We start from the raw sequence: 21,880 nt of genomic DNA on the forward strand, positions 1-21,880 counted from the left end.
CCACGGGGAGTGCGAAACGACACGACGCCCACCGCAGCCCGACCACACCTCACTCGGTGTGCTCCGGCCGGCCACTCGAACTGAACGCCCCCCGAACGTCCGAGAGCGTGCGACGGAGGAGGCGCTGGACGCTCTCGCGGCGCTTCACGAACAGCCACACTGCGAGCACCAGATAGAGCGCCGTGTACGCGTAGAGGATCGTGACGCTGATCGACGTCGCCGTCGGCTCCGCGTACGTCCGAATCACGTAGAACTCCGCGAGCACCTGTGAGGCGAACAGCCCGAAGAGCACGAGCGCCTCGCGGACGCTGATCTCGAAGTTCGTCAGGATAGCGACCGCGAAGAGGCTCTGCGCGGCAGTGATCCAGATCTCCGCCGCCTGCTTCCCGTCGAACGGCAGCGTTCCGATAGCGCCCGCCGAAATCGAGTAGACAACCGCGAGCGTGCCGATCAGCAGCGTCCACTGGTTCAGCTTCGAGGATATCAGCGCGTTGAACCCGGCCGTCGAGCGAGCCTTATTCACCAGATACGCCACGATGACGAGCTCCGGGCTCTCCGACGCCAGCGGCGCGACCCACTGGATCATGAAGAACTCCGGAATGCCGTACTGGAGACCGAGCGTCTCCAAGCCCTCTGCGAACGGATGCACCGCAGTGAAGATGATCGCACCCGAGAACGCGAACCCCGCGAGAATGAAGAGCACGCGCGGCACCCTCGCGAGACCCTGGAAGTACGCCGGAACACCCACGTGTGCCTCCGGTTCCTCCACGTCACCGCGAACCACTACGACGAGATAGCAGACGTAGAGACCCACCAGAAAGAGCGTGTCGAGCGGACCGATGCCGCCGTTCAACGGGACGAAGAACGCGAACGCAGTCGCCGCGAGCAGGAACGTGATCTCGATGGAGATGTCCCGGTCGAGCGTCACGGCGTCCGTGAGCGTCCCCTCGCGGCGCTGTATCGCCGGGTCCGCAGTCCGCGTCGCGCGATAGATGCTGAACAGGGCGATACCCGCCCATCCGAGTCCGATGAGGATTCGGTTCGCCCCCGTCATGTTCGCGACCGCCAGATTCGCCGCCTGCGCGTCCCCCGCCCCGGCACGCCACGCGTACAGCGCGTCGACCGCGTACTCCGGCGCGACGGCCAACACCGCCAACACCGCAATCGCGAACGCACGCGGAACGTCCTTCTCGGCAGTCTCCGCCGCCCACGCCAGCAAGAACGCCCCACCGAGGATCGCGACCCCCGCGATGGCGACAGCCACGACAGCCGAAATGTTCTCACCCGGATGAATCGCGCTGTACCCCCCGGCCGAGAGCACTAACCCGATCCACGGAAGTGTGACGACGAGCGCGAAACCGACCGCGACCAACGGATGACGGAGCCAAGAGCGCATTCGTTCACTCTGACCCCATGGCCCGCGCACGCATAATTCACAAGATATCGCCGACGCCGACGATTTCCACCCTATCGAGGCCTCTCTGTGCAAAATACGGTGCTTAGCGGGATGCACGGCCGACACGAGTGACAGCGTGGCTCGCGGCCGCTTTGCGGGCGCGAGCACGCATCCCGCCCCTCACTCGTCCACGACTTCCTCGATATCGGCGTCGGGAGCCGTGCGTTTCACGCTCGCGATACCGCGCTCCGCACCCTGCTTCGAGCGATACCCCTCCCCGCTATCCGCGATGATGTTCCCGTTCGTCGCGACGAGTCGCCACCGCCACTCGTCTGCGGCATCCTGATACAACTCGAACGTCGCGTTCTGAGCCATCGAGACACGCTTCACACGGCAGACAGTAATAGCCACCCCACGAATCGCGACAGCTACCGCTTGGAGGAAACGCAAGCTACCCCCGAACGACACAGCTGTCGCTCGAGGGTAGTAAAGTCGAAACGGGGTTGAATCCAACCCCAGCTAATGAATGGCGAGGCGGCGAATCAGTGTTCCCAGAGGCTCGCGCACTCCAGTACTACCTGATACGCAGGTGGGCTTAACTTCCGTGTTCGGGATGGGTACGGGTGTACCCCCACCGCTGTGGCCGCCTCAATGCCGACCTACGGAATCGAACCGTAGTAATACCAATATCGGTATCGAGACTCCTCCGACTGTGTGTGTAATGTGTAATCCAGTTAGCGCCTGGACTCGCGTGCAGATAGTCCAAGTCTATGAATGTGTGGCTCGATCGATTAGTGCTCGCGGACTCAACGTCTCGTTGCCTCGACGCGTACATCCCGAGTCTATCTAACTCGTCTTCTACGAGTGATCTCCACGGTGCTTCTTTTCCAGGTGGGTTTCGAGCTTAGATGCGTTCAGCTCTTACCCCGTGCTGCGTAGCTGCCCGGCACATGCCCTCTCGGACAACCGGTACACCAGTGGCAACCGTTCGTAGTTCCTCTCGTACTATACGAACGTTCCCGTCAAGCACCATAACACCCCCAATAGATAGCAGCCGACCTGTCTCACGACGGTCTAAACCCAGCTCACGACCTCCTTTAATAGGCGAACAACCTCACCCTTGCCCGCTTCTGCACGGGCAGGATGGAGGGAACCGACATCGAGGTAGCAAGCCACTCGGTCGATATGTGCTCTTGCGAGTGACGACTCTGTTATCCCTAAGGTAGCTTTTCTGTCATCTATGGCCCGCATCAAGCAGGCTCATAGGTTCGCTAGACCACGCTTTCGCGTCAGCGTCCCTCGTTGTGTAGGACACTGTCAGCCCATCTTATGCTCTTGCACTCTTCTCCGAGTCTCCGACTCGGATGAGATGGACGTAGGGCGCGCTCGATATCTTTTCGAGCGCGTACCGCCCCAGTCAAACTGCCCGGCTACCGGTGTCCTCCTCCCGGAGTGAGGGTCACAGTCACTGACGGGTAGTATTTCACTGATGGCTCGGTGGCCCGCTAGCGCGGGTACCTGTGTAACGCCTCCTACCTATGCTGCACATCAGCGACCGTGTCCCAGCGACAGCCTGCAGTAAAGCTCTATAGGGTCTTCGCTTCCCCTTGGGGGTCTCCAGACTCCGCACTGGAACGTACAGTTCACCGGGCCCAACGTCGGGACAGTGAAGCTCTCGTTGATCCATTCATGCAAGCCGCTACTGAAGCGGCAAGGTACTACGCTACCTTAAGAGGGTCATAGTTACCCCCGCCGTTAACGGGTCCTTCGTCCTATTGTACTAGGTGTTCAGATACCCGCACTGGGCAGGATTCAGTGACCGTACGAGTCCTTGCGGATTTGCGGTCACCTATGTTGTTATTAGACAGTCGGAGCTTCCATGATACTGCGACCTGCCCAATCACTGGGCAGGCATCCCTTATCGCGAACTTACGGGACTAATTTGCCGAATTCCCTGACGTCGGTTGATCCCGACAGACCTTGGCTTTCGCTGCCAGAGCACCTGTGTCGGATCTCGGTACGGATGTCGTACTCGTCTTTTCACGGGCCCCGGGTTGGATCGACTATCGCTATCCCACCATTCGTCCGCTTCCTGCCATTACGGCTTCCACGGATTTCGGTGGTTCGACCGGACGATTGTCCGGCTCGACCTACCCCAAGGCGTCAACTTTCAACGTACGACAGTACTGGAATATTAACCAGTTTCCCTTTTGTCACACTCGAATTACGATGTGACTTAGGACCGACTAACCCTCGGCTGATCAGCATTGCCGAGGAACCCTTGCTCTTTCGGTCGTCGAGGTTCTCACCCGACTAACGCTGCTACTATGACCAGGATTTTCGTTCCTGCACGGTCCATACGAACTCTCGTCCGTACTTCCACCCGAGCAGAACGCCGACCTACAAGATCACCCCTTCACGGGTGCTGTCAGGTCTCGGTGACGAGCTTGAGCCCCGATCATTTTGGGCGCCTCGAACCTCGGCCGGTAAGCTGTTACGCTTTTCTTAGAGGGTAGCTGCTTCTAAGCTCACCTCCCGGCTGTTTAGGGCTCGAGACAACCTTCAATCGCACTTAGCTCGTACTTGGGGACCTTAACCTAACTCTGGGTTGTCTCCCTCACGGTGCACAGGCTTACCCCGCACACCGGATTCCTCGCGTCCACAGCGTTCATAGGTTCGGAGTTCGACAGGGGGGCCGACTCCTCTCGGAGGCGGACTCCCCAATCGGTCGCTCTACCCCATGAACTACCTCGGCGAAGGTCATGCTTCGACATGTTTCGGTCGGAACCAGCTGTTGCCGAGTTCGATGGGCCTTTCACCCCTACACGTAGGTCACGGGAGGGTATTGTAAGACACCACCCCTAACAGGCCTCCACACGGCTTTCGCCGTGCTTCACCTTGCCCACGCGTAGATCACTCGGTTTCGGGTCGTGCCCGTTTGACTCCCCGCCCTTGAAGACGGCGGTCCTCGCAATGCTGCGACCATGTCGGTTTCCCTATGCCTTCCCCGATACTCGGGTTAGACTCGCCAAACAGGCACACTCCCTGGTTCGTTTTTCAAAACGTACGACCGGACATCGGCTCCCTCTCGATCCTACCAGAGGTTTGCACCTCGGTCGTTCTCGAAAGGGCCTTTTATGCCCAGTCGCTCCATCGCCACCTGATTTCAGGCTCTATTTCAGCTCCCTTCTCGGGATACTTTTCAGCGTTCGCTCACGCTACTTGTTCACTATCGGTCTCGAGGAGTACTTAGTCTTAGCAGTCGATGCCTGCTAAATTCACGAGGAATTTCCGGTCCCCGCTACTCTGGAACTGACGCACGAATTACTAGATCGGATTACGGGGCTGTCACCCTGTATCGCACTCCGTTTCAGGAGACTTCACACGATCCTTCATTCGATGAAAGTCAGTCCGAACACCACATTGCCCCAAGGGGGCTTCGGTTTGGACTGAGCCGCGTTCACTCGCGGTTACTAACGGCGTCTCATTCGATTTCTCTTCCTGACCGTACTAAGATGTTTCAATTCCGGTCGTTCCCCATTGCGCAAAGCAATTGTAAAAGGGATTCCCATTCGGAAATCCTGAGTTCTACGCCTCCGTGCGGCTCCCTCAGGCTTATCGCAGCTTGGCACGTCCGTCGTCGGCACTCGAGCCGAGCCATCCACCAGGCGGCACAGTAGCCACGTTGTTGTCAATGTTGTGACGTTCAATAAGACTCGCACTACACTGCAAGCGAGTCCAGTGAGCGCCTGGATTACACGTACACACAGTCTTCATCGCACGTCCCGGAGGTGATCCGGGAGCGTACATCGACCCTTCCCATCCGCGCTCTCACGGGATGGTGCATCAGTCGAACTCAATCAATCATTCCGGCGTCCCACACTTAAGGGGCACGATCCGGAACCACTGATTGAACACATGGACCCACTGGGATTCGAACCCAGGGCATCCTCCTTGCAAAGGAGGCACTCTACCACTGAGCTATGGGCCCACCCCCACACAGGGGGGTTCGTTAGCCTCGATGGTCTAAAGTGTCCGGCTGGCGCGACGCCTGTCCTCGCAACAAATGTGGGTCGAGCCCGAAGACTCGATCCCGTGCGTTAGGAGGTGATCCAGCCGCAGATTCCCCTACGGCTACCTTGTTACGACTTAAGCCCCCTTGCGGAGCCCAGATTCGACCGCCGAAACGGCGGCCTCATCCGGACCCCACTCGGGTGCTTTGACGGGCGGTGTGTGCAAGGAGCAGGGACGTATTCACCGCGCGCTCTTGACACGCGATTACTACCGAATCCAGCTTCATGAGGGCGAGTTTCAGCCCTCAATCCGAACTACGACCGAGTTTAGGAGATTAGCGTCACCTCTCGGTGTTGCAACCCATTGTCTCGGCCATTGTAGCCCGCGTGTAGCCCGGCTCATTCGGGGCATGCTGACCTACCGTTGCCCGTTCCTTCCTCCGCTTTAGCAGCGGCAGTCCGCCTAATGTACCCAACCACCAATCGGTGTTGCTGGCAATTAGACGTGCGGGTCTCGCTCGTTGCCTGACTTAACAGGACGCCTCACGGTACGAGCTGACGGCGGCCATGCACCTCCTCTCAGTAGCGTCGGGTAAGGTCGTCAACCTGACCGTCATTACTACTGTCGGAGCCGGTGAGATGTCCGGCGTTGAGTCCAATTAAACCGCAGGCTCCTCCGGTTGTAGTGCTCCCCCGCCAATTCCTTTAAGTTTCATCCTTGCAGACGTACTTCCCAGGCGGTCCGCTTCTCGGCTTCCCTACGGCACAGCACAGGCTCGTAGCCTGTGCCACACCTAGCGGACATCGTTTACAGCTAGGACTACCCGGGTATCTAATCCGGTTCGAGACCCTAGCTTTCGTCCCTCACTGTCGGATCCGTCCTTCCAAGGTGCTTTCGCCATCGGCGGTCCGTCCAGGATTACAGGATTTCACTCCTACCCCGGACGTACCCCTTGGATCTTCCGGTCCCAAGCCAATCAGTTTCCGCTGGACGCCCACCTGTTGAGCAGGTGGATTTCCCAACGGACTTGACTGGCCAGCTACGGACGCTTTAGGCCCAATAAAATCGGTCATCACTCGAGCTGCCGGTATTACCGCGGCGGCTGGCACCGGTCTTGCCCAGCTCTTATTCGTAGACCACCTTACGGTCTACAAAAGTGTGAGCTCTATGCCCACACACTCGGAGTCCCCCTATCGCACTTGCGTACAGTGTAAAGGTTTCGCGCCTGCTGCGCCCCGTAGGGCCCGGAATCTTGTCTCAGATTCCGTCTCCGGGCTCTTGCTCTCACAACCCGTACCGATTATGGGCACGGTGGGCCGTTACCCCACCGTCAACCTAATCGACCGCAGCCGCATCCTGTAGCGCCAAAGCGTTTCCGGCTCGCGTCCTTCCAGACAGCGAGCGTTATGATGGATTAGCCTCAGTTTCCCGAGGTTGTCCATCTCTACAGGGTAGCTTGGCCACGTGTTACTGAGCTTTCCGCTACGAGTCTAAACTCGTACAACTAGCATGGCTAAATCGGACTCCGATAGCAATGACCTCCGGCAGGATCAACCGGAATGTGCTGAGGTGTAACCCCAGCTCGGCGGGAACAAAGGTTCCGCTGGTTGCGACGACAGAGCGTCGAACCAGCCGGATGTCACTGACCATCGAGGCTAACATCAGATCCCATCTGTACGGCGGACCGCAGGGGTAGGATCCTCATTCCTTCCGGACCAGAGTGTTTGGTTCGGGGGTACTTAGACCCGTCGAACGCGTATCGTGGTCCGGGACGACGTGTGCATTCCTTCCGAATACTCGTAAGTACTTAACCCCCTCGAAGCGCACCCGAGTTGGATGCGTCGAGAGAGCGTCCCTGGAGTGTCGGAACGGATGCGTGCGTCGGTAGCGCCGGGCGAGCCGGGCTACGTCACGTCGCTCGCATTTGTTCCGAATCGCGGGATACCCTTAAGGGTGACGTTCCGACCTCGCCGGAAGCGAGGTGGACCATCACCCGAGTGGATTCGGGAGGGAGTGCGTCGGTGGCGCCGGGTGAACCGGGCCACGTCACGTCCTTCGCATTTCTTCGAATGCCCGGGTAACGGATAAGGCCGTCGAACCACCCCCTCCTTCGGGACGCCCTGCCGTGCCACGGTTTTCGCGCGTCACCGGAGGTCGTCGAGGGCGGCGAACCACTTCTCGACGGGCGCGACGGGCGCGGTGACGCGTCGGACGGCGGGGTCGACGCCGAGGCGCGTGACGACGGGCGTGGCCGGGGCGTCGTGTTGGCGTTCGAGCACCCACGCGTAGGTGGCGGTCTGGAGGTCGTATCGTGCGCGCGTCGCGGGGTCGCTGGAGGCGAGGGCGACTTTGAGGTCGTCGACGTACCACCGGCCGTCGTGGCGGGAGACGACGTCGGCGACGTTCTGCGTCTCGACGGCGAGGCCGTCGACGCGGACGACGGCGTCGAGCGGGTCCTCAACGTGGACGGCGTCGCTCTCGCGGAGGCGCGCCCACGTGTCGGTGTCGGCGAACTGCGGGCAGACGGTGTCGGCGACGAACGCGCGGAGTTCGGCGCGCGCGCTGGGCGGGACGTCGTGGAGGGCGGCGTCGAGTCGGGCGGCCAGCGGGCCGCGACACGCACGGAGCGTCTCGGTGTCGACGCCGGCGGCGACGGCGGCCGCGAGGACGGCGTGCGCGACGGTGCCGACGGCGTCGGGCCCGTAGCCGTCGAAGGAGAGCGGGAGCGAGTCGTCTGGCGCGTCGCGGGCGGTGTGGAGAGCGTTCCCTTGGAGGTGGTCAAGGAGGTGGGTATCGGGGTCGGTGACGAGGGGGTGGAGGGTGCTGGCGTTGACATGGCGCGGCGTCCACCCAGTGGTCGGCGTCTCGTGCTCGGTCGCGGCGTGTGGGGTGGGCGGCGTGACGGGCGATTCGACGCGGTCGACGAGCGGAACGTCGTTGACGTCGACGGCGACGGGACCGGCGGGCGTCTCGACGGTGCGCGTGCCTCGCTCGAGGTCTCCGAGGCCGAGGCCACGGTGGAGGGCGTCCATCCAGTGGTCGCGGGGGCGGCGACTGTCGGGGTGGCGGTCGCGGGGGAGTGAGAGGACGAGGTGGTCGCGTGCGCGTGTGGCGGCGACGTAGAGGAGGCGCCAGCGTTCGGCGCGGCGGTCGCCGACGGCAGCGGCGAGTGCGGGCGGGCCGGCGAGACCCTGCTCGGCCCAGCGTTCGCTCGCCCAGCGGAGGCCGGCGTCGCGGCGCTCCCGGCCGTCGTCGGGCGTGCGTTCGGGGTGTGCGTAGACGCCGAAGTCGTAGCCGTCGATGGCGGGGGCGTCGCCGCAGTCGGCGGGCGGGGCGAGCGCGAGGTGGTCGCCGTGCGCGAGGAGGACGTCGCGGTGGGGGCCGTGGTAGCCGAGGTGGGCACTGAGGTCGGCGAGCACGACGACGTCGTCCTCGTCGCCCTTCATCTGGTTGATGGTGCGGAAGACGACGTCGTGGCCGTCCGCGTCGGGGACGGGGACCGACGGGCCGTCGCGAGGCGACTCGGCGTAGCGGTCGAGGAGGGCGGCGAGGTCGGCGAGCGCGGGTCGGTCGTCGCCCGTCCAGTCGGCGACGTGCGCGAGGAGGGCGTCGAGCGCGGCGACGCGACGGTCGGCGCTCCCCGAGTCGACTCCGAGCGGGTCACTGAACAGCCGGAGGCGCTCGACGACGCGCGCGCCGGGGTCGCTGGCGTGGCGGGCGCGTCGCTCGGCGAGCGAGCGGAGGCCGTCGAGAACCACCCCGAGCCCGTCCTCGTCGTCGGTATCGGCGGCGTCCCGGATGTCGAGCTCGTGTGCGTCGAGCGCCTCGGCGAGCGCGTCGGGAACGGCGTCGGCGTCGCGGAGGGCGGCGGTTCGCTCGGCGTCGAAGGGGTCGACGAGCCAGCGGACGACGGCGACGGCGAGGCGGACGGACGGGTGCGCGAAGAGGTGCTGGCTGGCGTCGGCGACGGAGATCCCGCGAGCGGCGAGCGCGTCGGCGAAGGCGTCCATGTGCGTCCGCCGGGGGAAGAGCACGGTGATGCCGGGGTACTCGCCGTCGTCGGTGTCGGGCGTGTCGAGGGTGCCGTCGGTGAGCGCGCCCGCGAGGTAGGTGGCGAGGTGGGCGGCTTCCCGCTCGGCCCAGTCGCGCGTGCCGGGGCGGCCGTCGGTGCCGTGGGCGGCGACGTGGACGCTCGGGGCGTCGAGCGGCGGGCGGTCGGCGACGAGCGGCGGGTAGTCGAGGGTGAGCGCGCCGGCGTTGCCGCGCTCGGGGTCGGTGAGGACGCCCTCGAAGACGGCGTCGACGGCGGTGGCGACGTCCGGGCGGGCGCGATAGGTCCGCTGGGCGCGTTCGACGACGTGCGTCTCCCAGTCGACGCCGAAGTAGACGCCGTCGTCGCGGGCGCGCTCGAAGAGGTCGGGGTGGGCGTTGCGCCACGCGTAGATGCACTGCTTGACGTCGCCGACGAGGAGGACGCGCGTGTCGGCATCAATGAACGGCGCGAGCGCGTCGTGCTGGACGGCGGAGACGTCCTGCGCTTCGTCGACGATGAGCGTGTCGAGGCGCGCGGCGTAGTGCGCGCGCCGGGTGGCCCGGTAGTCGCTCGCGTGGGCGTCGTCCCCGAAGTAGGCGGCGACCCAGTGGGCGACGTCGAGGTGGGTGGCGACGCCGCGCTCGCGGGTTCGTTCGTCGTAGCGCTCCGCGAACGCGCGCAGGAGCGCGCAGAAGTCGGTGACGGCGGCGCGCCACGCGTCGTGGGTGGCGCGGTCGGTCTCGCGGAAGGCCTCGCGGTCGGCGGCGTCGAAGTCGGCGGCGGTCCGCTCGGCGGTCTCGGGGTCGACGAACGCGGCGATATCGCGAGCGACGGCCGCGAAGTCGTCGGGCGGGCCGTCGGGGTAGGCGCTGTCGACGGCGTCGCGGAGGCGGTCCTCGAAGGCGTCGACGGTGAGGCGGCGTTCGCGGGCGGCGCGGTGGGCGTCGACGAGGAGGGCGTCGAGGTCCAGGGTGTGTTCGCCGCCGGGGTAGGCGGCGTCGAGTCGGCGTATCGTCGCGGCGTGCGCGGGGTCGTCGCGAAGGGCCGCGAGACAGTCCTCGCGGAGGGCGGCGAGGCGCGCCTCGTTCCCGACGTCCGGTGCCGCGTCGAAGCCGACTTCGGTCGCGACGTCCGCGAAGACGGTCCTGAGGACGCCGTCGATGGTGCCGATGGTGTCGCTCGCGCGGACGCGTCGCGCGAGGGTTCGGGCGTCCGCGTCACCGAGGGCGGTGGCGTGGTCCGAGTCCGCGTCGCAGTCGTCGGCGAGCGCGCACAAGGCGTCCTCGATGCCGGGGCGGATGGCGGCGGCGTCGTCGCGGGCGAAGGAGGTGACGCAGAGGCCGCGCTCGGGGGCCCGCTCGCCGCGGTCGTGTGCGCGGGCGAGCGTGTCGGCGGCGAGTCGCTCGGCGACGGTTGATTTGCCGGCGCCGGGGTTGCAGTCGAGGACGAAGAGCCCCGAGTCGTGCGCGAGGAAGGCGTCCCGGATGTCGCGCTGGGCGCCCCGCAGTCGCGGGACGTCGCGCTCGCCCCCGCGAGTGGCGTCGCTCACTCCGAGACCCCCGTCGCGCCGTCGGGGCCGATCACGCGCCGAAGCGGGGCGGCGAGTCGCCGGTCGGCCGCGAGGAGGTCGGCGACGCCGCCCTCGCGGACGACCGGCGGGGCGACGCCCCAGTCCTCGAGGAGTGGCGAGCGGTGATAGGTGGTGCCCGCGCTGTCCTCGGTGAAGCGCGTGAGCACGAGGCCGTCGGTGGCGGCGCGCGCGGCGTCGACGAAGTGGTCGGCGTCGCGCTCCTCGGTCCACGCGCCGCGTACGCCGAGCCGGCTCGCGGGCCCGTCACCGGCGACGACGGCGTCCCGAAGGGCCGCGGGGAGCGCGCCGTCGGGGCGGTCGGGCCACTCGCCGTCGACGAGGCCGACGGCGACGACGTAGCGGTAGTCGCGGAGCCACGTGTCGTTCGCGTCGAGGACGTCGACGCGCTCGGCGTTGTCGTGCTCGCGCCGGCCCGGGCGGGTGGTGGCGACGGCGTCGAGGACGTCCCGGACGGCCGTCCAGCCCCGGGAGACGTGCCCGCGGTCGAGCCAGTCGGCGTACTTCCGGCGCGCCTCGCCGAGGAGCGCTCGGGAGCGCACGAGCGCGCGCGCCGTCCGCGAGGTGTCGGCGAGGTCGGGCGTGTCGGCGTCGAGTCGTGCGGGGAGCACGACGTCGTCGAAGGCGTCGAGGAGCGGTTCCAGTGTGTCCTCGACGGCTCGGGGGCCGGGGGTCGCGGACCGGTCGCGCGCCCACCGGAGGAGTCGGCGAACGCCGGCGGCGGTCGGCCCCGAGACGTCGGCGAGTCGCGCGGTCCAGTCGGCGAGGGTGCGGGCGCGGCCGTCGTCGACGCGGTGGCGGACGGCGGAGACGTCGGGGTGGGCGAGCGGCCAGACGGCTCGCGAGCGGGCGTCCGGCGGCACCCACTCGTAGTCGAGCGGCGCGAACAGCGTGTCGGCCCCGACGCGACCCGGTCGGCCGGGGTCCTCGGCCTCGCGCGCGCCGACGGCGTGCGCCACGAGCACGTCGAGGCAGGCGACGAGCAGTCGGTACGGGAGGGTGTCGCGGAGCGCGAGCTGCGTCCAGACGGAGAGATGGCGGCCGTATTCGGTGGCGGCCGACGCGAGCGGGCGCTCGTAGCGGTCGACGTCGCGCGCGACGACTGCGACGTCGCTCGCGGGGACGCCGCGCTCGAGGAGGGCGTCGACGCTGGCGAGCGCGGCGCGCGCCTCGCGGCGACGCGTGGTCGCGACGAGTTCGACGGCCGGCACGTCGGCGGCGAGTCGCGCGGGCGTGCGGTCGACCACGTCCACGTCGACCTGCGCGTCGCGGCCGGCCCCGAGTCGCGCGGGGAGCCGGTCGGCGATGCGGGGGCCGGTCCGTGCGCGCACGAAGAGGTGGACGTCGACGTCGGTGTGGGTCGCGAGCGCGCCGAGGAAGTCGAGGAGCGCGGTGCCGAGCGTGCTGACGCCGGCGACGGCGACGCGCTCGACGTCGGGGTAGGCGGCCGTCCAGGCGTCGCCGTCGCTCGCGGCGAGCACCGCGCGGCCCTCGCGGAGCGCGGCGGCGGGCGAGACGTCGGCGTCCGTCCGGTCGGCGAGCGCGCGCCCGACGGCGCGAACGCCGCGAAGGAGGGCGGTCGTCTCGTCCCGCGCGTACGCGGGGAGGGTGTCGGCGACGTCGAGGAGGGCGTCGGTGGCGTCGTCGCGGCCGCCGGCGACGACGTCGAGTTCCTCGCGGACGGCCTCGACTGTCTCGGCGCGCGCGCCGAGGTCCGTCCCGAGGGCGCGCCGGAGGGCGTCGACGCCGTCGGGGTCGTCGGCGAGCACGTCGGCGACGAGGCGGAGTCGGTCGGCGCGGTCGAGGCGGGCGCGCTCGCCGTCGTCGCCGGCCACCGCGTTCGCGACGCTCCGGGGGTCGGTGAGGCGGAGGCTGCTTCGCGGGCGGTCGGCGGCGGCGAGGGCGTACTTGAGGTTGCGCCGGTGGAGGCGCTCGGGCGTGAGGACGAGGGCACGCGCGCTCGCGTCACGGCGCGCCCACGCGGTGAGCGTCTCCTCCGCGCAGACGTGGACGGTGACGTCGAGCGCCCGCGCGTCGCGGCCGGCGGAATGAGTGGTGGGGGGCACTCTCGAACGGCGTGTCGTTGGCGCGAGAGCGGCATAAGTGGTCGCGATTCGACGAGTAACCAGGTGGGTGGGGCGTCGACGGCCGTCATCCGCTCGGAAGTGGACGACATCTCGGACGCCGGGTCGTCGGCGACCCAGCTCCGACTCAGTCGTCGGTGCGGTCGGCGACGGCGTGGAGCGGGTTCGTGACGGTGCCGTGCTCGCTCGCGTGCGGCCGGCCGGGGGCGTCGTCGTAGCCGTAGTCGAGGAGGCGATTTCGGTTGAGCGCGAGCTTCGTGAACTCCGGCCGGAGGAGGTCGAAGCGGTCGAAGCGGTCCTCGAGCTCGGGGAAGTCGCGCTGGTAGTCGAGCACCGCCTCGCGCGCGTGCGTCCAGAACGCCGTTTCGTCGTAGTCCTCGTGGCGTTCGAGGACGTCGGCGACGTAGCGGAGGACGCAGACGAAGAGCCCGGAGAAGATGAACTGGCAGAGGCCTTCGGGGTCCTCCTTGCGGAGGACGGCGTCCACCTCGTCGGGGAGGCGTTCGAGTTCGGGGAGCGGCCGGTCGCTGACGTTCACGTCGTCCGCGAAGTCCTTGATGGCGAGGCGCGTCGGCACGCCGTCCTCGACGACGAGGATGGTGTTCTGGCCGTGCGGGGAGAACACGGTCCCGTAGCGGTAGAGGAAGTGGAGGAGGGGCGGGAGGACGGTGTCGAAGAACTCGGTGAGCCACTCGTCGAGGGTGAGGCCGGACTGCTCGACGAGGCGGGAGAGGTACGGCGTCCCCGTGCCGTCGACGTGCATGAGCGCGGAGAGCGTGACGGCGTCCTCGCCGTCGTCGAGGAAGGTGTAGATGGATTCGCGCCACACGGCGCCGAGGAGTTCGTGATACTGGTAGGGCGAGCCCTCGATGGCGGTGAAGTCGTCGTGGTCGTAGTTGACTCCCGCGATTTCGCCGGGCAGTATCAGGCCCTCCGACTGGAGGAAGTCGTCGCGCTCGTAGATGCCCTGCACGTACTCGGTGACGGTCGGCGCGATCTCGGTGCGTTCGCCGGGGAGGCCGCGCCAGACGAGCGTGTTGAGGATGCGCATCGGCACCTTCACGTGGTGTTTCTCCTCGTCGTCGACGTTGACGAACGTCCGCACGGACTGCTGGGGGAGGTAGTCGTCGGGGCCCTCGCCGAGCGGGACGATGTCGTCGCGGGCGATGTCGCCGCCGAACAGCGGGACGATGCTGTGCTCCCACTGCCAGTCGTGGACGGGGAGGAGGTAGTAGGCGTCCGGGTCGAGGCCGCGCTCGCGGAGGCGCTCGCGGAACACGCCGTAGTGCTCGCCGAGTTCGGACTGCACGAGGCCGTCGTGGGTGACGCCGTCGGTGGCGACGAAGGTGGCGTCGTCGCGGCGGACGGCGACCCACGAGAGGGTGACGCGCTCGCCGCGTTCGGGCGCGTACTCTCGATAGTCGTCGTAGCCCCAGCCGAGGCGGCCCTTGTTGTAGGTGATCCACGGGTGACCGGTCATCTCGCCTTCGAGTTCGGCGTAGTCGAGCGCGGTCGGGTCGTGGTCGTCGCGTTCGCGGCGTTTCGCCTCGATGTGGGCGTCCGCGAGCAGGGTGCGCTCGTACTCGCGCACGAGGTTGCCGGCGGTGAGCGCGTCGATATCCACGCTCGCTTCGAGGTCGCGCAGGAGGCGAATCGGGTCCGTCGTCGCCTCGAACGCGCCGTCGGGGTCGCGGCGCTCGACGCTCTCGCCGTCGACAGAGTAGCTGTCGAGGAGGCGTTCGGCGGCGTCGAAGCGGTAGTCGGCGGCGTCGAGCGAGACGCGGTAGGGGGCGTGCTCGCCGTCGGTCGCGGCGTCGCCGTCCTCGCGCTCGGGGTCGAGTATCCCCTCGTAGCTGAACTCTTCGAGCATCTTCGTGAGGAGGCGGCGCTCGACGGTTCGGCGGACGTCCGGGGTCAGTGCGCGCTCGCGGAGGTCGTCGTCTGGGTTCATCGGTCGGGGTCGGTGGTGGTCGCGGTCGTCTCGCTCCCGTCGCGGGAGGCGCCGGGCGCGCGCTCGACGAAGGCGTCGACGGAGAAGTCCTGAAAGACGGTGTCGACGTCGTCCGGGTAGGCGTCGCGGCCGAGCAGGCGATTCACGAACGTCGCGTTCCGGTGGGCGCCGAGGCCGAGGTCGGGCGCGCCGACGCCGTGCGTGTGGAGGTCGGCGTTCTGGAGGAAGACGTCGCCCGGCAGGTCGACGTCGAGGCGGTGGTCGGCGGTCACCTCGAAGCGCCCGCGGTCGTCCCACGCGATGTCGTCCTCAAGCGGGTCGAGGAAGCCGGGGACGGGCCGCTCGTAGCCCGTGCCGAGGACGACGACTTCGCTCTCGTGGACGAAGGACTCCTCGGCCTGCCACTGGTGGCAGTCGAGCGCGTAGCCGCCATCAACGGCGGCGATGTCGCGGACGTCGGTCATCGCGAAGAGGCCGACGTCGGGGTCGGCGCCGCCGATGGAGCGCCGGTAGAGGAGGTCGTAGATGGCCGCGCTCGTCTCCGGGTCGACGCCCTTGTAGAGGAGGTCCTGGTTCGCGACGAGGTCGTCCGTCGTCGACTGGGGCAGGTCGTAGACGTACTGGGCGTACTCCGGGGTGAAGTGCTGGAGGCCGAGCTTCGAGTACTCCATGGGGAAGAAGCCCTCCGAGCGGGTGAGCCAGTCGAGGCGGTAGTCGTGCTCGGGTTGGCGTTCGAGGAGGTCCGCGACGACCTCGGCGGCGCTCTGCCCGGAGCCGACGACGGTCACGGAGTCGGCGTCGAGGACGCGCTCGCGAGTGTGCCGATAGGCCGCCGTGTGGAAGACGTCCGAGTCGGGGTGGCCTCGGAGGTGCTCGGGGACGTGCGGGCGCGAGCCGATGCCGAGCGCGAGATGCCGGCCCCGGTAGGTGTAGCGTTCGCCCGTCTCGGGGTCGCGTGCAGTGACGACGTAGTGGCCGGGCGCGTCGGCACCAGCGCCGGCATCGGCGGCGCTCGCGTCGGCGTCCGCCCAGCGGACGTCGACGACTTCGCGGCGGAACGCGGGCGCGTCGAGGCGCTCGACGACCCACCGGAGGTAGTCGTTGTACTCGCGGCGCGGTATCTGGAACGTCTCGTAGAAGTAGAACTCGTAGATGCGCCCCGTCTCGCGGAGGTAGTTGAGGTAGCTGTGCTCGCTCGTCGGGTCGGCGAGCGTCACGAGGTCCGCGAGGAACGGCACTTCGAGCGTCGTCCCGTCGAGGAGCATCCCCTCGTGCCAGTTGAACTCGGCCTCGCGTTCGAGGAAGACCGCGTCGACGTCCTCGGCGACGCCGTCGAGGAGCGCGGCGAGCCCGAGGTTGAACGGCCCGAGCCCGACTCCGACGACGTCGCGAACCGGCGCGTCCTCGCCGTCGGTCATCGCTCGCCACCTCCCGACGTCGGCGTGGGCGCGACGTCGCGCTCGAAGCGCTCGCGCTCGCAGACGAGGAGGCGGGCGTCCTTCTCGGCTTCCTCGAAGCGGAACTCGCCCTCGTCGCGGAAGCCGCAGTGCTCGAAGACGCGACGCGCGGCGTCGTTCCGGGCGTCGGGTTCCGCGACGACGCGGTCGGTCTCGGGGTGGCGGAACTGCATCGCGGTGACGGCGCGCAACAGCGGGACGGCGTAGCCCTGCCCGAGGTATTCGGTGGGGCCGATGAGGAGGTGGACGCCGCGGTCGGCGGGGTCGGCGTCGTAGTGCACGGCGACGTCGTCCTCGGCCGCCCAGTAGCACTCCCAGTAGCTCATCGGGACGTGGTCGAGACAGCCGATGTAGGGCGTGAGGTGGTCGTCGGCGAGCTTCTCGCGGAGGCGCTCGCGGAACGCGGGCAGCGGCAGGTCGAGCTCCCAGTAGGGCTGGACGTGCTCGCTCCCGAGCCAGCGATGCAGACGCCCCAAATCGCGGGACTCACTCGCCGGCCGGAACGCTAGCTGGCGGTCGATGTCGCGGTCGTAGGTGCGGTAGTCGTAGTCGTCGTTGACGGTGAGTGTCGGGTCGGTCATCGGTCGAGTTCGGTGACGAGGGGGTTGGTCACGTCGGCGTAGACGGACTGGTTCTCGAGGTCGTTCTCGAGTTCGTCGAGGCCGCGAAAGCGCGTGAGGAGGTTGGCCTTACACGGGACGGTCGCGTCCTCGAGCAGGGGCCGGAGGAGCGAGGAGGACGGCCGGTCGTAGCGCTCGCGTGCGCGTTCGAGTTCGTCGCGGAGCACGCCCAGCAGGCGGGTTTCGTCGGCGACGCCGGCGTACCCGAGCGCGTTCACGACGTCGAGTGCGTTGTTCAGGACGACGTAGTAGCGCAGGCGCTCGTCGGCGAGCGCGTCCGCGCAGACGGTCTGTGCGCGCTCGCCGACGCCGGGGAGGTACGCCGCGACGTCCTCGTACTGCGATTCGGGGAAGTAGAACCCCTGATTGTCGCGGTAGTGGAACCGCTCGGGGTAGCCGTCGTCGTCGAGCGTCACGACGGAGTTCTGCTGGTGGGCCTCGACACCGACGCCCTGCACGAGGTAGAGCCAGAGGACGGGCCGGATGCCGACTTCGAGGTAGCGGCGGAACCAGTCAGCGCTCACGTCCCCGGTGCTGCGGCCGTCGCGTTCGGCGATGGACGCGACGAGACGGCCGAGTCGGGAGCGCCCCCGGATGGCGTCCTGGCAGAGCGACGCGACGGGCGTCGCGTTCGCCGCCGCGCTCCCACGGAAGGGGTTGGCGCGGAGGACGGTTTCGAGGCCGGATTCGGCGTCGGGGCCGACGTCGAGCGCGAGGTACGCGGGGTCGCGCACGACGTCGAAGCGCGGGAAGGCGTCCGCGAGCTCGTCGCCGAACGCGGTCTCGAGGAGGTCGGCGACGGCGACGCCGCGCGCGAGCTCGGGGCGCTTGTTCGCCCGCACGGAGTTCGTGATCTGGACGTGCAGCGATGACTTCACCATGAAGGGCGCGCCCTCGCTGTAGAGCGTGCGGACGGACGTCGTCGGGTGGAACTCGCGTCCGACGGCGCCGAGATACCGGAGGCCGTCGCCGAGGGCGTCCCGAACGTAGTCGCGCGAGCGGAGGTAGTCGGCCTGCCACGGGTGCACGGGGAGGAGGACGTCGTCGCTCTCGACGTGCTCGGTGACGAAGGCGTCGGGGACGGCGTCGTCACATCGGAGGGCGTCGGCCACCCAGTCGGCGGCCGAGCGCTCGAGCGCGCTCTCCTGCGTGACGAGCGACGGGTCGGCGCGGAAGTAGTGGAGCGCGAACGACCCACGGAGTTCGGGGGCGTACGTCTCGCGCTCGTGGGCGGCGATGCCCTGCCGACTCTTCGGGGTGGGGTGGCGGTGGTGGCCGAAGACGAGCGCCTGCTCGGCGTCGCGGAAGGAAAGGTCGTCCGCGTAGAGGCGCTCCGCGTCGCCCGCGCGCGCGGCGACGAACGCCTCGGTGTTCTGCTGGCTGGTGAGGACGCGCCGGAGGAGCGCGGTCGGGACGTCCGTGTCGGCGTCGCGCGCGAGGTCGGTGAGGACGAGCGTCGCGAGCGTCGCGGCGTCCGCGTCGTGGACGCCGCCGCCGGGGAGCCGATACCGGACCGGCGTCTCGAAGCGGTGGCGTTCGGTCGGCGAGCGGTAGTCGAGGGGCGCGAGGAGGGCGATGTCCTGTGCGGGGAGCGTCGCGCGGAGGAGGCCGTCGGCGCCCGGCGACACGCCCGCGACGGGCGACTCGGTGACGTCGTAGTCGCCGCGCTCGCGGAGGTAGCAGTTGAGGAAGGCGTGGACGGTGGCGTCCTCGGCGCGGCGCGTCGGGTCCACGGCCCTCTCCGTGGGGGCCGCGTCGCCCCGGTCGGGGGCGTCGGCGTTCGGGGTGCTCACGGGGACACCTCCCCGGCCGCCTCGACGTCGGCGGCGACGGCCCGAATCGCGTCGAGCGTCTCGGCGACGTCGTCGAGCGTCGCCGTCGGGTTCAGGAGGGTGAGCTTCAGGCTGGTGACGCCGGCGACGTCGGTGCGCGCGACGAGCGCCGTGCCGTCCGCGAGCAGCGCCTCGCGGACGGCGGCGTTCAGGTCGCTCACGGCCGCGTCGGGCATGCGCTCGCGCGGCCGATACCGGAAGAGGACGGTGGTGAGCGAGGGGTCGGCGAGGAGCTCGAAGTCGTCGGCGTCGGCGAGGAGCGCGGCCGTCCGGTCGGCGAGCGAGAGTGTCGCGTCGACGAGCGCGCCGAGGCGTTCGCGGCCGACGGCGCGGAAGGCGAGGTAGGGTTTGAGCGCGTCGAAGCGCCGCGTCGTCTGCGTGGACTTGCCGACGAGGTTCGGGACGCCGCGCTCCGCGTGCGCCTCGGGGTTGAGGTAGGCGGCGGTGCGCGCCATCCGGCGGAACGCCGCGCCGTCGCGGACGAGGAACGCGCCGCAGCTGATGGGCTGGAAGAAGAGCTTGTGGAAGTCGACGGCGAGCGAGTCCGCGCGCTCGACGCCGGCGAGGCGGTCGGATTCGTCCGTGAGCGCGAGCACGCCGCCGTAGGCCGCGTCCACGTGGAACCACGCGTCGTGTTCGGCGGCGGCGTCGGCGAGCGCGTCGAGCGGGTCGATGGCGCCGAAGTCCGTCGTGCCGGCTGTGCCGACGACGGCGAACACCTCGCGTCCCTCACGGTCGAGGCGCTCGAGCGTCGCGGCGAGCGCGTCGGCGTCCATCCGGTGGTCGGCGTCCGTCTCGACGGCGACGACGGCGTCCTCGCCGAGGCCGAGGAAGTGGGCGGCCTGCTCGGTGGTGAAGTGCGCGTCCTCGGAGACGACGACGCGCAGGTCGCGCGCCGCGGCGGGGAGGCCGTCGCGCTGGACGTCGTGCTCGACGTGCTCGGCGAGGGAGCGGTCGCGCGCGAGGAGGAGCGCCTGGAAGTTCGACTGCGTGGCGCCGCTCGTGAAGACACCGTCCGCGTCCGAGGGGAGGTCGAAGAGGTCGGCGAGCGCGTCGACGACGCGCCCTTCGAGGACGGTGGCGGCGGGCGCCTGATCGAAGGAGTCGAGCGACTGGTTGGTCGCGGACAGCATCGCCTCGGCGGCGAGTCCGGGTATCATGGGTGGGCACTGGAGGTGCGCGGCCGTCCGGGGATGGGAGGTGTCGACGGAGTGCGCGAGCACGTCGCCCGCGACGTCCTCGATGGCGTTCGAGAGGCCGACGCCGTCCTCGGGGAGGACGGGCGCGTCGAGGTCGGCGGCGAGGGCGTCCGGGGTGGCGCCCGAGTAGGGGGCGTCGTCGCGGGCGTCGAGGACGGCGTCGACGGCGTGCGCCATCGCGCTCCGGTAGGCCTTCTCGCCGAGGTCGGCGTCGAGGAAGAGGCCGTCGGCGCTCACGGCGACACCTCGAGCGTGAGCGAGTCGTCGTCGGCGACGGCGTCGCGGACGGCGTCGACGAAGATGGCCGCGATGTCGTCGATTTGTTCGCGCGTGACGACGAGCGGCGGGAGGAAGCGCGCGGTGGCGCTCTCGCGGCCGCCGAGTTCGACGATGAGGCCGCGCTCGAAGCACGCCGCCTGAACGGCGGCGGCGAGGTCGCCGTCGGGGGCGTGCGGACCGGCGCCCGGCCACGGGGCGTCGGGGTCGACGAACTCGACGCCGAGCATGAGGCCGCGTCCGCGGACGTCGCCGACGGCGTCGAGGTGGGCGACGCTCTCGAGGTGGTCGCGGAGGCGCGCACCCATCTCGGCGGCGTGCGCGTCGAGGTCGTTCTCGAGGACGTAGTCGATGGTGGCGTCGCCGGCGGCCATCGCGAGCTGGTTGCCCCGGAAGGTGCCGGCGTGCGCGCCGGGACCCCACTCGTCGAGGGCGTCGTCGTAGACGACGACGGAGAGCGGGAGGCCGCCGCCGACGGCCTTCGAGAGCACGAGGACGTCGGGGACGATGCCGGCGTGCTCGAAGGCGTACGTCTCGCCGGTGCGCCCGAGCCCGGTCTGGACTTCGTCGAGGACGAGAGGGACGTCGTGCTCGCGGGTGATGCGCCGTATCTCGCGGAGCCACGCGTCGGGTGCGGGGTTCGCGCCGCCCTCGCCCTGCACGGGTTCGAGTATCACGCCGGCGGGGTCGGTGATGCCGCTCTTGGGGTCGGCGAGGAGGTTCTCGACGTAGGTGCTGGCGAGGCGGTGGCCGTCGTCGCCGCCGACGCCGAACGGCGGGCGGTAGTCGTCGGGGAAGGGGAGGTGGTGGACGTCGGCGAGGACGCCGGGGACGTCCTTCGTCTCGGCGTCGCCGAGGAGGGAGAGCGCGCCGGCGGTCATGCCGTGGTAGGCGCCCTGGAAGCCGAGTATCGACTGGTTCCCGGTGGCGGCCTTGACCAGTTTGAGCGCGGCCTCGACGGCGTCGGTGCCGGCGGGGCTACAGAACTGGACTTTGGCGTTCTCGGCGAACTCGTCGGGGAGACTCGACAGGAGCGTGTCGACGAAGCGCTCCTTCGCGGGCGCGGTGATGTCGAGGGTGTGGATGGCGCGCTCGTCGTCGAGGACGCGCGTCATGGCCTCGGTGGGCGCGGGGTGGTTGTGGCCGAGGGCGAGGGTGCCCGCGCCGGCGAGGCAGTCGTAGTACTCGTTCCCGTCCATGTCGGTGACGGTGACGCCGCTGGCTTCGGCGATGGCGAGCGGGAGGTGGCGCGGGTAGGTGCGGGCGCTCGACTCGCGCTCGGCCTGTTGGGCGAGCAGCGCGTCGTTGCTCGCGTCGCGATAGCTCATGTGGACACCTCGGGCTGCCGGGGGCGCGTTCGTCCGGGCGGGGCGGTCCGTCCGAGTCGGGGTCGCCGTCGGAGCATGCGTTGTTTTAGGCCAGCCTAAAGA

Annotated in this window: 10 protein-coding genes, 1 tRNA gene and 3 rRNA genes; all 14 read right to left on the reverse strand. The window is 68.5% G+C overall.

Annotated elements, in window-relative coordinates; translation table 11 throughout:
- Window positions 1-49: 49 nt before the first annotated feature.
- The gene (locus EFA46_RS12945; RefSeq protein WP_123078104.1) at window positions 50-1,396 is read right to left on the reverse strand and encodes a sodium:calcium antiporter; all 1,347 of its coding nucleotides are present in this window, start codon (window positions 1,394-1,396) and stop codon (window positions 50-52) included.
- A gap of 180 nt (window positions 1,397-1,576) precedes the next feature.
- Window positions 1,577-1,771 (reverse strand): HVO_2922 family protein, encoded by a 195-nt coding sequence (locus tag EFA46_RS12950; RefSeq protein ID WP_123078106.1) that lies wholly within the window; start codon window positions 1,769-1,771, stop codon window positions 1,577-1,579.
- 154 nt (window positions 1,772-1,925) lie between these two features.
- Window positions 1,926-2,047: ribosomal RNA gene (gene rrf / locus EFA46_RS12955) — 5S ribosomal RNA — on the reverse strand.
- Between the two features lie 122 nt (window positions 2,048-2,169).
- Window positions 2,170-5,085 (reverse strand): 23S ribosomal RNA (locus EFA46_RS12960).
- Between the two features lie 230 nt (window positions 5,086-5,315).
- Window positions 5,316-5,387 (reverse strand) — tRNA-Ala (locus EFA46_RS12965).
- Window positions 5,388-5,498: 111 nt separating this feature from the next.
- Window positions 5,499-6,971, reverse strand: a 16S ribosomal RNA gene (locus EFA46_RS12970).
- The 16S, 23S and 5S rRNA genes sit together here with 1 tRNA gene alongside, the layout of an rRNA operon.
- 583 nt (window positions 6,972-7,554) lie before the next feature.
- A complete protein-coding gene (locus EFA46_RS12975; RefSeq protein WP_158604284.1) occupies window positions 7,555-10,992 on the reverse strand; it encodes a UvrD-helicase domain-containing protein in 3,438 nt (1,145 codons plus the stop codon).
- On the reverse strand, window positions 10,989-13,097 hold the full coding sequence (locus EFA46_RS12980) for a hypothetical protein (protein WP_158604285.1): 2,109 nt from the start codon (window positions 13,095-13,097) through the stop codon (window positions 10,989-10,991). Before EFA46_RS12980 ends, EFA46_RS12975 begins: the two co-directional genes overlap by 4 nt.
- Window positions 13,098-13,242: 145 nt before the next feature.
- Entirely contained in the window at window positions 13,243-15,066 is a 1,824-nt protein-coding gene (locus EFA46_RS12985) for an IucA/IucC family siderophore biosynthesis protein (protein ID WP_123078110.1), read from the reverse strand.
- Complete coding sequence (locus EFA46_RS12990; protein ID WP_123078111.1) at window positions 15,063-16,484, reverse strand: lysine N(6)-hydroxylase/L-ornithine N(5)-oxygenase family protein; 1,422 nt, start codon at window positions 16,482-16,484, stop codon at window positions 15,063-15,065. The genes EFA46_RS12985 and EFA46_RS12990 overlap by 4 nt, the downstream gene beginning before the upstream one ends.
- The gene (locus EFA46_RS12995) at window positions 16,481-17,104 is read right to left on the reverse strand and encodes a GNAT family N-acetyltransferase (RefSeq protein ID WP_123078113.1); all 624 of its coding nucleotides are present in this window, start codon (window positions 17,102-17,104) and stop codon (window positions 16,481-16,483) included. The genes EFA46_RS12990 and EFA46_RS12995 overlap by 4 nt, the downstream gene beginning before the upstream one ends.
- Window positions 17,101-18,936, reverse strand: coding sequence for an IucA/IucC family siderophore biosynthesis protein (locus tag EFA46_RS13000; RefSeq protein WP_255494108.1), 1,836 nt, complete (start codon window positions 18,934-18,936; stop codon window positions 17,101-17,103). Before EFA46_RS13000 ends, EFA46_RS12995 begins: the two co-directional genes overlap by 4 nt.
- Window positions 18,933-20,411: an aspartate aminotransferase family protein gene (locus EFA46_RS13005; protein WP_176969893.1), complete on the reverse strand. Its 1,479-nt coding sequence runs from the start codon at window positions 20,409-20,411 to the stop codon at window positions 18,933-18,935. The genes EFA46_RS13000 and EFA46_RS13005 overlap by 4 nt, the downstream gene beginning before the upstream one ends.
- On the reverse strand, window positions 20,408-21,778 hold the full coding sequence (locus EFA46_RS13010) for a diaminobutyrate--2-oxoglutarate transaminase (protein WP_123078115.1): 1,371 nt from the start codon (window positions 21,776-21,778) through the stop codon (window positions 20,408-20,410). Before EFA46_RS13010 ends, EFA46_RS13005 begins: the two co-directional genes overlap by 4 nt.
- Window positions 21,779-21,880 lie beyond the last annotated feature (102 nt).

It is taken from the genome of Halarchaeum sp. CBA1220, assembly GCF_003721175.2.
GTDB lineage: Archaea > Halobacteriota > Halobacteria > Halobacteriales > Halobacteriaceae > Halarchaeum > Halarchaeum grantii.